Annotated in this window: 13 protein-coding genes and 1 tRNA gene; 5 read left to right on the top strand and 9 right to left on the bottom strand. The window is 73.5% G+C overall.

Features of this window, described 5'->3' with window-relative positions; all coding sequences use genetic code 11:
- Positions 1-30 precede the first annotated feature (30 nt).
- From DCW30_RS22220 to DCW30_RS22230, 3 genes are all read right to left on the bottom strand, one after another.
- The gene (locus DCW30_RS22220) at positions 31-750 is read right to left on the bottom strand and encodes a nucleotidyltransferase family protein (protein WP_076685521.1); all 720 of its coding nucleotides are present in this window, start codon (positions 748-750) and stop codon (positions 31-33) included.
- A gap of 51 nt (positions 751-801) precedes the next feature.
- Entirely contained in the window at positions 802-1,260 is a 459-nt protein-coding gene (locus DCW30_RS22225) for a hypothetical protein (RefSeq protein WP_062773069.1), read from the bottom strand.
- A 209-nt stretch (positions 1,261-1,469) separates the two neighbouring features.
- Positions 1,470-2,606 (bottom strand): ABC transporter ATP-binding protein, encoded by a 1,137-nt coding sequence (locus tag DCW30_RS22230; protein ID WP_062773066.1) that lies wholly within the window; start codon positions 2,604-2,606, stop codon positions 1,470-1,472.
- Positions 2,607-2,813: 207 nt separating this feature from the next.
- Here DCW30_RS22230 and DCW30_RS22235 point away from each other — a divergent pair.
- A tRNA-Thr gene (locus tag DCW30_RS22235) sits at positions 2,814-2,887 on the top strand.
- 81 nt (positions 2,888-2,968) lie between these two features.
- Here the strand turns inward: DCW30_RS22235 and DCW30_RS22240 are convergent.
- Positions 2,969-4,411 (bottom strand): NAD(P)/FAD-dependent oxidoreductase, encoded by a 1,443-nt coding sequence (locus DCW30_RS22240; RefSeq protein ID WP_076685522.1) that lies wholly within the window; start codon positions 4,409-4,411, stop codon positions 2,969-2,971.
- Positions 4,412-4,576: 165 nt separating this feature from the next.
- Here DCW30_RS22240 and DCW30_RS22245 point away from each other — a divergent pair, with 165 nt between their 5' ends.
- The 3 genes from DCW30_RS22245 to DCW30_RS22255 all read left to right on the top strand — a co-directional run bounded on the left by DCW30_RS22245 (position 4,577) and on the right by DCW30_RS22255 (position 6,983).
- Positions 4,577-5,365 carry a DsbA family protein gene (locus DCW30_RS22245; protein WP_076685523.1) on the top strand — a complete coding sequence of 263 codons (789 nt, stop codon included), beginning with the start codon at positions 4,577-4,579 and terminating at the stop codon, positions 5,363-5,365.
- Positions 5,366-5,464: 99 nt separating this feature from the next.
- On the top strand, positions 5,465-6,364 hold the full coding sequence (locus tag DCW30_RS22250; RefSeq protein ID WP_373569141.1) for an aminoglycoside phosphotransferase family protein: 900 nt from the start codon (positions 5,465-5,467) through the stop codon (positions 6,362-6,364).
- Positions 6,365-6,500: 136 nt separating this feature from the next.
- Positions 6,501-6,983 (top strand): GNAT family N-acetyltransferase, encoded by a 483-nt coding sequence (locus DCW30_RS22255; protein WP_076685524.1) that lies wholly within the window; start codon positions 6,501-6,503, stop codon positions 6,981-6,983.
- 85 nt (positions 6,984-7,068) lie between these two features.
- Here DCW30_RS22255 and DCW30_RS22260 read toward each other — a convergent pair whose 3' ends face one another.
- Both DCW30_RS22260 and DCW30_RS22265 read right to left on the bottom strand, forming a co-directional pair.
- Complete coding sequence (locus tag DCW30_RS22260) at positions 7,069-8,115, bottom strand: zinc-binding dehydrogenase (protein ID WP_076689143.1); 1,047 nt, start codon at positions 8,113-8,115, stop codon at positions 7,069-7,071.
- A 155-nt stretch (positions 8,116-8,270) separates the two neighbouring features.
- Positions 8,271-9,485, bottom strand: a complete 1,215-nt coding sequence (locus DCW30_RS22265) for an FAD-dependent oxidoreductase (protein WP_076685525.1) — start codon at positions 9,483-9,485, stop codon at positions 8,271-8,273.
- Positions 9,486-9,807: 322 nt separating this feature from the next.
- On the opposite strand from DCW30_RS22265, the gene DCW30_RS22270 reads away from it, so the two are divergent.
- A complete protein-coding gene (locus tag DCW30_RS22270; protein WP_079250072.1) occupies positions 9,808-10,506 on the top strand; it encodes a pentapeptide repeat-containing protein in 699 nt (232 codons plus the stop codon).
- Between the two features lie 398 nt (positions 10,507-10,904).
- Here the strand turns inward: DCW30_RS22270 and DCW30_RS22275 are convergent, their stop codons facing one another.
- The 3 genes from DCW30_RS22275 to DCW30_RS22285 all read right to left on the bottom strand — a co-directional run bounded on the left by DCW30_RS22275 (position 10,905) and on the right by DCW30_RS22285 (position 13,567).
- The gene (locus DCW30_RS22275) at positions 10,905-11,408 is read right to left on the bottom strand and encodes a hypothetical protein (protein WP_076689147.1); all 504 of its coding nucleotides are present in this window, start codon (positions 11,406-11,408) and stop codon (positions 10,905-10,907) included.
- A gap of 183 nt (positions 11,409-11,591) precedes the next feature.
- Positions 11,592-12,239, bottom strand: coding sequence for a response regulator (locus DCW30_RS22280; protein ID WP_076685526.1), 648 nt, complete (start codon positions 12,237-12,239; stop codon positions 11,592-11,594).
- Entirely contained in the window at positions 12,236-13,567 is a 1,332-nt protein-coding gene (locus tag DCW30_RS22285; RefSeq protein WP_076685527.1) for a sensor histidine kinase, read from the bottom strand. The genes DCW30_RS22280 and DCW30_RS22285 overlap by 4 nt, the downstream gene beginning before the upstream one ends.
- Positions 13,568-13,582: the final 15 nt, after the last annotated feature.

Below are 13,582 nucleotides of genomic sequence, written 5' to 3' on the forward strand. Positions count from 1 at the left end.
ACTGGCGTGGCGTATGCGCCGGGATGCGGGTCAGCTCCTCTGGGCGGCCAGTTCCTTGGCGGCTTCGGTGAGGTCCTTGGCCGTGTCGATGGCGCGCCAGTAGGCGCCCTGGGGGAGCGGGAAGCCGGCGAGGCGCTTCTCCCTGGCCAGGCGGGGGAACGTGGTGCGCTCGTGATCGCCGAGGTCGGGCAGGAGCGCGGTGAAGGCGGCGGAGAAGACGTAGACGCCCGCGTTGATGAGGTAGGGCGACGGCGGCGCCTCGATGAAGTCCGTGATGTGGCCGAACGCGTCCGTCTCGACGGCGCCCCACGGGATGCGGGGGCGGGCCAGGGCGAGCGTCGCGGTGGCGTCCCGCTCGGCGTGGAAGGCCGCCATGTCGCGCAGCGAGAAACGGGTCCAGATGTCACCGTTCGTCGCGTACCAGGGGCGGTCCGCGTGCGGGAGGTGGCGGGCGGCGTACTTGAGGCCGCCGCCGCGGCCGAGCGGCTCCTTCTCGACGACCGTGGTGACGTTCAGCGGGAGGTCGGCGGAGTCGAGCCACTCCTGGAGGACCTCGGCGAGGTGACCGCAGGAGATGACGGCGTCCGTCACGCCCTCGGCGGCCAGCCAGGCGAGCTGATGGCCGATGATCGGAGTCCCGGTGCCGGGGATCTCGACCATCGGCTTGGGCCGGTCGTCGGTGTACGGCCGGAGGCGGGAGCCTTGGCCTCCGGCCAGGACGACGGCCTGCGTGGGGTTCTGCGTGGTCATGCCGGAAACCCTACGCGGCGGTAGCGGCGAGCCGGCCGCGGCCGGCCCCGCTCAGCGGTTCTGGTGCGTGGCCACACCCGTCGCGTACGACGTGTCGCAGACGGGCCTGGCGTACGACTGGGCGCGCGTCGGGCCGTACGCCTGCACGGCGGCGCGGCCGAGGGCGCGGGCGATGGACATGCAGTGCTCGGCCAGCGAGGGGTGGCGGTCCACCTCGCGCTGGAGGTGCGTGAGGGCCACGCCCGGGTCCTTCTCCTGGAGTTCCAGGAGGAGCTTGTCGCGCAGGATGTCCTGCGGGGCGCGGGACGTGCGGGGCTTGGACAGGTCGTCGGCGGATGCGGTGAGCATTGAATCCGACGTGTCACCCGACCAGTTGACGCTGGTGACCGCGAGGGTCCCGGAGAGCACCAGCATCACGGGCAGGACGAGAGCGAGCGTGCGGCCGATGCGGCGGGCGGGGCCCCGGTGGGCTCGGCGCGACTTCTGGAAGTAGTTGGCGGAGTGCGTCACGCGAGTGAGCGTAGCGCTCGGTGATGATTTGGCGACATTTAGTCACTCGGTCGAGCGACGGTGAACCAGGTTTTTCTTTCACGGTGTTGACGCAGGGAGGTCGAAGTGGTCGCTCTGCCGGGGTATTTGTCGACAACGACGGGCCCCGCACCGGTCGGTGCGGGGCCCGTCGGAAGCGATGCCGGGGCTCGCCCGGCAGCCGGCTCGGCTCAGTCGGTGAGGCGCTCGCCGGTGGAGGTGGAGAACACGTGGGTCTCGCCCGGCCGCGGCACGACGTGCAGCTGGGTGCCCTTGTCCGGGACCGCGCGGCCGTTCACGCGGACGACCAGGTCCTTGTGCTCGCCACCGACCTCGGCGGAGCCGTAGACGTAGCCGTCGGCGCCGAGCTCCTCGACGACGTTGACCGAGACGGCGAGGCCGGCCGGGGCGTCCGCGCTCTCCTTGGAGAGCGACTTCGCGGCGGCGCCGTTCTGCTCGACGATGTCGAAGTGCTCGGGGCGGACGCCGACGGTGACCGTGCGGTCGCCGCGGTCGGCGGCGGCGCTGAGGGCCTCGCGGTTCACGGGCACCACGGAGTTGCCGAACTTCACGCCGCCGTCGGTGATCGGGACCTCGACGAGGTTCATGGCCGGGGAGCCGATGAAGCCCGCGACAAAGAGGTTCGCCGGGCGGTCGTACATGCTGCGGGGCGAGTCGACCTGCTGGAGGAGCCCGTCCTTGAGCACGGCCACGCGGTCACCCATCGTCATGGCCTCGACCTGGTCGTGGGTGACGTACACGGTGGTGATGCCGAGGCGGCGCTGGAGCGACGCGATCTGCGTACGCGTGGAGACGCGGAGCTTGGCGTCGAGGTTCGACAGCGGCTCGTCCATGAGGAAGACCTGCGGCTCACGGACGATCGCGCGGCCCATCGCCACACGCTGGCGCTGACCGCCGGAGAGCGCCTTGGGCTTGCGGCCCAGGTACTCGGTGAGGTCCAGGATCTTCGCCGCGTCCTCGACCTTCTGGCGGATCTCGGCCTTGTTGACGCCGGCGATCTTCAGGGCGAAGCCCATGTTGTCGGCGACGGTCATGTGCGGGTAGAGCGCGTAGTTCTGGAACACCATGGCGATGTCCCGGTCCTTCGGCGGCAGGTGCGTGACGTCGCGGTCACCGATGCGGATCGCACCCTGGTTCACGTCCTCCAGGCCCGCGAGCATGCGCAGGGAGGTGGACTTTCCGCAGCCGGAAGGACCGACGAGGACGAGGAACTCGCCGTCCTCGATCTCGATCTCCAGGCCGTCCACGGCGGGCTTCTCGGAGCCCGGGTAGATGCGGGTCGCCTTGTCGAACGTAACAGTGGCCATGGTGGAGGCCCCCTTCACCGGCAGGAACGTGCCGGACGATCCGAGTAGAGGGAGTGGTGTAGTCCACAGGAGTGAACTGCTCGTGACCGTACCCCGGAGGTCCGTGGTCTGTCAGTAGTCGAGGCCCTCCGACCTTCGGGCCTTCGCGGAAATTTTCGACGGCCGCGCGTCCGTCGTTGGTTACACTGCACGGGCACGTCCGTGCATGCCTCCTTAGCTCAGATGGCCAGAGCAACGCACTTGTAATGCGTAGGTCGTCGGTTCGAATCCGACAGGGGGCTCCGCGCTTCACCCGCTGTGACGGCCCCGCGATCCACGATCGCGGGGCCGTCCCGCGTGGGCGGTGGGGTCCTCTCTCGCGGTCAGTGGCGGCCCGCCACGCGGTCCGCCCACCGGGCCAGGCGGGAGGAGTCTGGGGCGTGGGTGGTGCTCTCCCTGCGGTCGGCCGCGTTGTACGTGGCGTACATGCCGTGGACGCCCAGCCAGCGCAGGGGCTCCGGTTCCCACTTGCGGACCTTGTGGTTCACCCAGGGCAGGGCGGTCAGGTCGGTGGGGCCCGCCTGGCCCGAGTCCTGCTGGACCAGGTCGCGCAGGGTGCGGGCGGCGAGGTTCGCCGTGGCCACGCCCGAGCCGACGTAGCCGCCCGCCCAGCCGAGGCCCGTCGCGCGGTCCAGTGTGACCGTCGCGCACCAGTCGCGGGGGACGCCGAGGACGCCCGACCAGGCGTGCGCCACCGGAACGCCCGCGAGCTGGGGGAAGAGCCGGGTCAGGACGGTGCGCAGGGCCTCGATCGTGGGCTGCTGGGTGCGGCCGTCGTTGTCCGTCTTCGAGCCGAAGCGGTACGGGACGCCCCGGCCGCCCAGGGCTATGCGGCCGTCGGCGGTGCGCTGGGCGTACATGTAGGCGTGGGCCATGTCGCCGAGGGTCTCCCGGCCCTCCCAGCCGATCGCCTCCCACTGGGACGCCGACAGGGGCGCCGTCGCGATCATCGAGGAGTTCATGGGGAGCCAGGTGCGGCGCTGGCCCTTGAGCGAGGCCGTGAACCCCTCCGTGCAGCGCAGGACGTAGGGGGCGCGGACCGTGCCGTAGGGGGTGACGGCGTGCTTGGGCCTGATCTCCGTCACGGGCGTCGACTCATGGATCGTGACGCCGAGCGCCTCGACCGCCGCGGCCAGGCCCTTCACCAGCTTCGCCGGGTGCAGGCGGGCGCCGTGCGGGGTCCAGGTGGAGCCGACCACGCCGGAGACGCGGACCCGTTCGGCGCTCTCGCGCGCGCCGAGCAGGACGCGGTCCTTCTCGCCGTACGAGAGCTCGGCCGCGTGGAAGGCCTTCAGGCGGGCCAACTGGGCGGGTGTGCAGGCGATCTCCAGTACGCCGCCGTGGTGGACGTCCGCCTCGATCGACTCCTCGGCGGCGGCGCGGATCACCTCGCCCACCGTCTCGTTCATGGCCCGCTGGAGGCGGACCGCCGCCTCGTGGCCGTGCCGCCCGGCATAGCGGTCGCGTCCCGCGATGCCGTTGTAGAGCCAGCCGCCGTTGCGGCCGGAGGCGCCGTAGCCGCAGAACTTCTGCTCAAGGACGGTGATGCGCAGGAAGGGGGCGGCCTTCTTCAGGTAGTACGCGGTCCACAGGCCGGTGTAGCCGCCGCCGACGACGCAGACGTCCGCCGTGGCGTCGGAGGTCAGGGGTTCGCGCGTGGCGGGCAGGCCGTCGTCCGCGTACCAGAACGATATGCCGCCGTTCACCGTGCCCGCGGGGCCCGGCGGGGGAGTCGTGGGACTCGTCGTGTGGTTCGTGCTGCTCATGGGCGGACGTTACTGCGCAGGTGGGGGCCGTGGGCAGGGGGTGGGAGGGACGTATGGGGACAGGCCTCGCGGCGGGGCGCGGGGCGGATCAGGGGGTGTGGCGGGCGCGGGATAGATTTTGCTGCTTTGGACAGCACGTGTCGCACGACTGGGAGGGCTCAACTCATGGCCGTACACAAGGCCGGACGCAAGGCCGGGCGCGTCGCCACCGCGGTGGCGACGGCGGCGCTGATCGGGGTGGCCGCGTCCGCCTGTGGTCCCGACGACGGCGATGACGGCGGCGCGGGGAAGTCCTCGTCGGCCGCGCCGGAGAAGTCCGGGAAGTCGCAGGACCCCGCGGCCGGCGCCCCCGAGGCGAAGGCCCCGCCGGCGGGCAGCGACCAGCTCGCCGAGACGCCCGCCACGGTCCAGGGCGGCGTGATCACCGTGGGCGACCCGCAGGCCGGGCACACGGTGAAGGTCTACGAGGACGCGCGCTGCCCGTTCTGCGGCAAGTTCGAGGAGGGCGGGGCGCAGGCGCTGGTCGAGCCGGTGGCCGAGGGCAAGGTCAAGGTCGAGTACACGATCGCCTCGTTCCTCGACAAGAACCTCGGCGGCAGCGGCTCGGTGCGGGCGGCGAACGCGCTGCGGGCCGCCGTGGACGCGGGCAAGTTCCCGCAGTACCACGCCGCCCTCTTCGCCAACCAGCCCGCGGAGGAGAGCGACGACGCCTTCACCCCGGCGTTCCTGCTGAAGATCGCCGACAAGGTCGACGGGCTGCGGGGCGACGCCTTCGACAAGGCGGTGACCAACGGCACGTACGAGAAGTGGGTCGGCGAGGCCATGGACTCCTTCTCGAAGGACGGCATCCAGGGCACGCCCACCGTCTTCATCGACGGCAAGAAGTCCGCGGGCGAGGCGATCTACGACCGGGCGGCGTTCGCCAAGGAGCTCAAGGCCGCCGGAATCTCCTGACGGGGTGCGCTCGGCGCGTCCCCGGGACGGGGCGGGGCGGGCTCGGCGGCCTCTCCGAAAAAACGGGCATGCGGTGAACTCCGGCCCGTGGATAGGGTCGTGGGCGTGATCGACATTCGCGTTCCCGACGGGCTGGTCGCAGCACAGCATCTGTACGCGGGGGAGGCCGGGCGCGCGTTCATCGCCGGACTCCCCGCGCGGGTCAGGGAGTTCACCGAGCGCTGGGACCTCACGCCCGACGGCGGTCCCATGCACGGGCAGGCGGCGCTCGTGCTGCCCGTGCTGCGGGGCGACGGGACGCCGGCCGTGGTCAAGTTCCAGGTCCTGGACGAGGAGACCGAGGGCGAGCCGGTCGCGCTGCGGATGTGGGGCGGCGACGGGGCCGTGCGGCTCCTCGACCACGACGCGGCGACCGGCACCATGCTGCTCGAACGCCTCGACTCCCGGCGGATGCTGTCCACCATGGCCGACACCCGTGAGGCCGTCCTCGTCATCGCCCGGCTCCTCGCCCGGCTGACCGCGGGACCCGCCCCCGAGGGCATGCGGCGGCTCGCGGACATCGCGGCGGAGATGCTCGACGCGCTGCCGGATGCCCTGAAGGCCGTGCCCGACCCCGCCGAACGGGCCCTCGTCGAACGGTGCGGGGGCGCGGTGCGCGAGGTCATGGGCGAGGCGGGGGACCGGATGCTCCACTGGGACCTGCACTTCGAGAACGTCCTGGCGTCCGAGCGCGAGCCGTGGCTCGCCATCGACCCGAAGCCGCTGGCCGGCGACCCGGGGTTCGACCTCTGGCCCGCCTTGAACAACGCGTTCGCACCGGAGGAGGTGCGGTGGCGCTTCGACGCGATGACCGAGGTCCTCGGCCTCGACCGGGAGCGGGCCCGCGCCTGGACGCTCGGACGTGTCCTGCAGAACGCGCTCTGGGAGATCGAGGACGGCAGGCCGCTGGACGCGGAGGACCTGGAGCTCGCGCGGCGGCTCATCGGGGGCGAGGGCTGAGGGCTGAGGGGCTTTGGGCAGAGTTGCTGCTGGGGGCTTTGGGTCGGGCTGCGGGGGCTTTCGGCAGAGCTGCTGAGGGGGGCTTTGGGCAGGGCGTTGGGTCGGGCTTCGGCAGGGCGTTGGTTAGCCTGCCCGCATGATTCGTACCGCCGTACCCGCCGACGTGCCCGTCATCCACGCCCTCGTCCGCGATCTCGCCACGTACGAGAAGGCAGCCGACGAGGCCGTGGCCACCGAGGAGCAGCTGCACGAGGCGCTGTTCGGGGAGCGGCCCGCCGCGTTCGCGCACATCGCTCAGGACGACACCTCCGGCGAGACCGTCGGCTTCGCGCTGTGGTTCCTCAACTTCTCGACGTGGCGCGGGGTGCACGGCATCTACCTGGAGGATCTGTACGTACGTCCCGAGGCGCGCGGCGGCGGCCACGGCAAGGCGCTGCTCACCGAGCTCACCCGCATCTGCGTGGAGCGCGGCTACGAGCGCCTGGAGTGGTCCGTCCTCGACTGGAACGAGCCGTCGATCGCCTTCTACCGGTCACTCGGGGCGCGGCCCCAGTCCGAGTGGACGGTGTTCCGGCTGACCGACGACGCGCTCTCGACGCTTGGCGGGCGGCGGCCCTAGCGCGGCGGGGCCTCTTGGCCAGGCGGGGCTTCCAGGCCTGGCCAGGCGGAGGCCTCGGGGGTTGTGTGCCGGTCCTCTGTGCCGGTCAGGGGATCAGGACCACCTTGCCCATCGTGCCGCGGGACTCCAGCGCGCGGTGGGCCGCGGCGGCCTCGGCCAGGGGGTAGCGCTGCACGGCCGGGGTGAAGTGGCCCGTGGCCGCCTCGGCGAGGGCCGCGAGTTCCAGGGCGCGCAGGGGGTTGTCGCCGCCCACCTTGCGCATCATGGCCGGGCCGAGGACATCGACCTGTGTGATGCCGCGCGCGGCGAGTTCCTCCTCGGTGAACTTCAGCGGCTCGCCGTCGCGCAGGCCCTCGCCGGACCAGCCGAAGACGAGGTGGACGCCGCCCGGGCCGAGCAGGTCCACCGCGGCCCGGCCCGCGTCGCCGCCCACGCCGTCGTAGACGATCGTGGCGGAGCGGCCGTCCAGCTCCTCCTTCAGGTACGCGCGTACGTCGTCGGGCCAGGCCGGGTCCGTGTAGTCCACGGCCAGGCCGGCGCCGTTCGCGCGGACGCGGGCCGTCTTCTCCGGGCCGCCGGCCAGGCCGATGACCGTGGCGCCGCGGTGCTTGGCGTACTGCGTGAGGAGCGTGCCGATGCCGCCGGCCGCGGCGGGCACGACGACCACGGAGTCGGCGTCCGGCTCCGCGAACCGGAGTATCCCCATCGTCGTACGCCCCGTGCCGATCAGGGCGACCGCCTCGGGGAAGTCCAGATCGGCGGGGAGCTCGTGGAGGCGGGAGGCCTCGGTGACGGCCTGCTCGGCGTAGCCTCCCCCGGTATTCGGGGAGCCCAGGGGGGTCTCCAGCCCGAAGCCGATGTGCGCGACGACGCGCTTGCCGAGCCAGGAGGAGTCGACGCCCTCGCCCAACGCCTCGACCGTGCCCGCCACCTCACGGCCGGGGATCGTGGGCAGGGAGGGCAGTTCGGGCAGCGGGCCCCGCATGCCCTCGCGGATCGCGGCGTCGAGGAGGTGCACGCCGGCCGCGGCCACGGCCACGCGGACCTGGCCGGGGGCGGGTTCGGGGCGCGCCGTCTCCTCGTACACGAGGTTCTCGGCGGGGCCGAAGGCGTGGAGGCGGATGGCGTGCATGGGGGTGGTCATGGGTTCGGTTGCGGGGATGGTCCGGGGTCTGGTTGTGGGCGTGGATCGGGGACCGGCTGTGGGCGTGGGCTCGGGCGTGGGCATGGGGGTTCCTCCGGGGATCGGGCCGCCGGCGGGCGCCGGTGGCCTTGTCCCGTAACCCTTCAACCTGAAGTGGAATTGAGGTCAAGCCCCCTCCTCGTCCTCCACTCCGGCTTCGTCAGCGCCAGTGACACGGCCTCCACCGCGCTGTTGAACGACACCTCGGCGAGCAGGCCGGGCGCCGCCACCTGATCGCCCGCCAGGTACACGCCGTCGCCGCGGTCGATCGCCGGGCGGTCGCGCCAGGTGGCGCCGGGGTGGTCCACCGCGCCCGTACGGCCGTTCGCCACCGAGGCGCGGCGCCACGTCAGCCGTTGGCGCCAGCCGCTGAACCCCAGGTCGAGCAGGTGCTCGGCGCGGGCGACGCCGTCCGCCCTCGACTCGTCGGGGGCGAGCGGGAGCTGCGCCTGCACGAGCTGTTCACCCGCCGGGGCGAGGGTGCGGTCCTGGGCGGTGAAACGCTCGACCCAGCCGGCGCGGTCCAGGTCCGACACGGCGAAGGCGTCGCCCCTGCGCCGCGAGCGGAACGCCACGTCGACGAGGGTGGTACGCCCGGTCGGCCAGCTCAGGGCCGGGTCGCCGCCGAGCAGCCGGCGGGCGGCGTCGAGCGATGTGGCGACGATGACCGGGCCGTTCCCCGTGACGTCGGCGAGGTCGTCGACGCGGGCCAGTGTCTCCACCCGGACGCCCAGGTTCCAGGCCATCCCCGCCATGCGGTCGATGACCGAGTCCCAGCCGCCGCGCGGGTAGTGCGCCTCCGGGGGCAGCTTCGCCGTGCGGCGCAGGCGCTCCTGCGTGAACCGGGCGGAGAGGGAGCCGGGGTCGTGGTGGAACGTGGCCACGGCGACGTAGTGCGCCGCGGCCCGCGCGCCCTCCTCGCCCACCTGGCGCGTGGCCCAGCTCAGGAAATCCTCGTCGACCGGAGCCTGTTCGCTCCGGTGGCGGAGCAGCTTGAGCAGGGCGAGGGGCGGGGTGCGGCGGAGCTTCCCGCGGTAGTGGAAGCGGAGCCGGGCGCCCTCCAGGGGCGGCAGCGGGGCCAGTGGGCCGATGAGGTCGCGCTGCTTGAGCCAGGTCCAGTGCGGGCCGCCGTTGTAGAGGGCGTGCGGGCCTTCGTTCGTGCGGTACGGGCCCTGGGCGGTGCGGGCCCGGCCGCCGAGGGTGTGGTGGGACTCGTGCAGGGTCACGCGGGCGCCGGCCTCCGCTGCGGTGATCGCCGCGGTGAGACCGGCGAAGCCGCCGCCGATGACGGTGACGTGCGTGGCGTGGGGCGTGGGCATTGCGGGTCTTCCTCTCTGCTGGCTTCGTCATCTACGACGGGTGGGGCGGGGCGGGATGTGACATCGGGTGGGGGTGTGCGGGGGATCCGGTCCGGGGTGGGGCGGGGGCGGGGCGTGGGCGGGGTCTTGAGCGGGGGTGCGGGTGGCGTCCTGGGGGCTGCTGTGGGCCTTGCGTGGGGCTTTGCCTGGGGCTTGGGCGGGCCTTGCCTGGGCCTTGGGCGGGCGTTGTCCGGGGCTTGTCTGGGCCTTTGGGCGGGCGTTGTCCGGGGCTTGGGCGGGCGTTGTCCGGGGCGTTGTCAGTGGGGGCGTGCAGGATGGGGGCATGGCTCAGACGACGAAGTCCTCGCGGTCCTCGAAGGACGCTCCGGTGGTCAAGGCCGCGCGGCGGGCGGAGGTGCGGCTGCCCTCGCTGCGGGCGTTCGACGGCGGGGAGCTGGTGCCGGACGGGGACTATGACGGGGTGGAGTTCGACGGCCTCGACCTCGGCGGGATGGACGGGGGCGGCGCGCTGTTCATGGACTGCGCGCTGACGGGCTGCGGGCTCGGGGAGACCCGGCTGAGCCGGGCGCGCTTCGTGGACTCCGTGCTCCGGGAGCCGCGGGGGGTGGGCACGGACCTGGCGGAGGCGTCGCTGCGGGATGTGGAGGTGGTGGACGCGCGGCTCGGCGGAGTGCAGTTGCACGGGGGTGTGCTGGAGCGGGTCGTGGTGCGGGGCGGGAAGATCGACTATCTGAACCTGCGGAAGGCGCGGCTGCGGGACGTGGTCTTCGAGGACTGCGTGCTGGTGGAGCCGGACTTCGCGCTCGCCTCGCTGGAGCGGGTGGCGTTTGCCGGCTGCTCGGTGCGGGGGGCGGACTTCAGCGGCACGCGTATGAAGGACGTGGATCTGCGGGCCGCGGGGGAGTTGCAGATCACTCGGGGGATCGAGTGTCTGGCGGGGGCGGTGATCAGCCCTGAGCAGCTGATGGATCTGGCGGCGGGGTTCGCGGCGCAGGTGGGCGTGCGGGTGGCTGGCCTCTAGGCCTCTAGGCCTCGGGGGCTCCGGGGCTCCGGGGCTGCCGGGTCGTCCGGTTGCCGGGCTGCTGGCTGTCGGGTCGTCGGGCTGCCGGGCTGCTGGGCTGCCGGGCTGCCGGGCCGCTGGGCTGTCGGCCTCTTCGGCTGGCGGGGCTCCGGGGCTGTCGGGCTCTCCGGGGCTGTCGGGTCGTCGGGCTGCTGGGCTTCCGGTTGCCGGCGGGCTGGGTGGGAGAGGACCGCCGCGCAGCGGCGGGATAGGGATCGCCGCTGGGTGCCCGGCGGCTGTGAGCGCCGCCGGGCGTAGGGATGGCCGCTGGGCCCTGGCGGCTGTGAGCGCCGCCGGAGGCGGCTGCCGGGCGGCGGCCTGGGGATGGCCGCGGGGTGACCGCGAGGTCGGTGGCGCCGCTACGCCGGGAGGCGGGGGTAGCGGGACTGGAGGGACCAGAGGGCGGGATTGTCCGCGAGGGAGTCGTGGAGATCCGTGAGGTCCGCCACGAGGTCGTGGAGGAAGTCACGCGCCTCGCGCCGAAGCTCGGCGTGGGAGAAGGACAGCGGAGCCTCCTCCGCGTCCATCCAGTCCGCCTCGATGTCCACCCACCCGAACCGCCGGACGAACAGCATCCGATCCGTGGACTCCGTGAAGTCCAGCTCCGCGTACTGCGGCCGCGAGGCCCTGCTCCCGAGCGGGTCCTTGTCCAGCGCCTCCACGATGTTGCACAGCGCCCACGCGAAGTCGAGGACGGGCACCCATCCCCAGGCTGTGGACAGTTCCCGGTCCGCCTTGGTGTCCGCCAGGTACACGTCCCCGCAGAAGAGGTCATGGCGGAGCGTGTGGACGTCCGCGCGGCTGTAGTCGAGCTGCGGGGGGTCAGGGAAGCGGCGGGAGAGCGCGTAGCCGATGTCGAGCACGGAGCCGATGGTGTCACGGCCGGGCCGCCGGGCGCGCCGGAGCGGCGTCGGGCGGCGCGACACAGCGGCCGGCGCCTCTTCCCGTACGACCACGTCACGGCCGTCAGCGGCAGCGGGACCACGGGCGGCGGTGTGTGGCGGAGGGATGGCGCCTCCGCCGCGCGGGGGCGAGGCCCGCCGCGGTCACGGCAGCAGCCGCTGCTCCTTCGCCACCGCCACCGCGCCCGCCCGCGTGTCGACGCCCAGCTTGTCGTAGATGCGGCCCAGGTGGGTCTTGACCGTGGCCTCGCTGATGAACAGGGCGCGGGCGATGTCACGGTTGGCGAGGCCCCGCGAGAGCTGGCCGAGGATGTCGCGTTCGCGGTCGGTGAGCGTGGGCCGGGGGGCGCGCATGCGGGCCATGACGCGGGAGGCGACCGGTGGCGAGAGCGTGGTGCGGCCCTGGGACGCGGCATGGATCGCCGAGAAGAGCTCCTCGGGGCGCTCCGCCTTGAGGAGGTAACCCGTGGCGCCCGCCTCGATCGCCCGCGTGATGTCCGCGTCGGTGTCGTACGTCGTCAGGACCAGCACGTGCGGCGGGGCGCCCGGCGCCGGCGAGGTGATGCGGCGCGTCGCCTCGACGCCGTCGATGCCCTCGCCGAGCTGGAGGTCCATCAGGACCACGTCCGGCGTCAGCTTCGCGGCGAGGGCGACCGCCTCCTCGCCCGTGCCCGCCTCGCCGACCACCTCGATGTCCGGCGCGCTGCCGAGCAGGGCGAGCAGGCCCGCGCGTACGACCACGTGGTCGTCGCAGACCAGGAGGCGGACGGGGCGGGGTGCGCGGTCGTTCATGGCAGCGGCTCCGGAGGGGGCGTCGGCGTGTGGGGCGGGGGCTGCGGCGCGTCCGCCGGGGGCGGCGCCGGGCCGAGGGGGATCGCCACGGAGAGGACCGCTCCCTCGCCCGGCGCCGACTCGATGGTCAGCGTGCCGCCGAGCTGCCGCGCCCGTGCCCGGATCGCGGGCAGGCCGTGACCGCGTACGCCCGTCGGCGGCGCCGTGCCGGACGGCGGGGTGAAGCCCCGGCCGTCGTCCGCGACATCGAGGACCACCTGGTCGTCGAGGAGGGTCAGGGTCAGCGCCGCGGTGGTGGCGCCGGCGTGTTCGCGTACGTTGGCCAGCGCGCCCTGCGCCGTCCGCAGCAGCGCGGAGCCGACCCGGTCCGGCAGCGGCACGGGAGCGCCCTCGGCGTGGAAGCGCACCGTGAGCCCGGCATCCGACTCCCGCTCGGCGAGCGCCCGCAGGGCCTGCGGCAGACCGCCGCCGTCGGCGAGGTCGGCGGGCGCCAGGTCGTGGACGAAGCGCCGGGCCTCGGCGAGGCCGCGCTCGGTGATCGACTCGGCGGTGCGGACGTGGGCGCGGGCCTTCGCCGGGTCCCTGTCCCAGAGGCGTTCGGCCGCCTGGAGCAGCATCTGCTGGCTGGACAGGCTCTGGGCGAGGGTGTCGTGGATCTCCATGGAGAGGCGCTGGCGTTCGGCGAGCGTGCCCTCGCGGCGCTCGGTGGCGGCCAGTTCGCGGCGGGTGCGGATGAGGTCGTCGATCAGCTCCCGCTGGCGCGTGGCCTGACGCCGCATGTGGAGGAAGACGGCCGTCGCGATCGCCGAAACGGCGGGCGGTCCGAGGATCAGGTCCGGGTCGAGGCGGCCCGCGAGCCGCAGCTGCGACGCGATCACGCAGCCCGTCAGGACGGCCACCAGGGCGAGGGCCGCACGCGGCGGCAGCGTCCGCAGGCCGGTGTAGAAGAGCGGCACCGCGCACCACCCGAAGCTCGGCGCCAGCACGACGAGGACCAGCCAGACCGCGACGACCAGGGCGAGCCAGGTGAGGTCGCGGGGGGCCGGGCGCCCGCCGGGTTCCGAGGAGGGCGGCGTGGTGTGTCTTCCCCGCAGCGCGCTCGTCAGGAAGGGGAGGGCGTAGAGCAGGGCCAGGACCGCCGCGAGCGCGATGATCCACGGGACGCGCGCGCCGCCGGGGTGGCGCAGCAGGAAGCGGGCCAGGGAGGTGGCGAGGAGCAGGAAGAACGTCGTGTGCATGACGGCCGCGAGCCGGCGGGCGTCGGGGTCCGGCGTGCGGGTGCCGGGGGCCGGGGGGTGGGGGCGGGGGCCCGGCGTGCGCTGTACCACGGGGGCGCCTCCCTC

The organism is Streptomyces alfalfae (genome assembly GCF_004127445.1).
Lineage (GTDB): Bacteria > Actinomycetota > Actinomycetes > Streptomycetales > Streptomycetaceae > Streptomyces > Streptomyces alfalfae.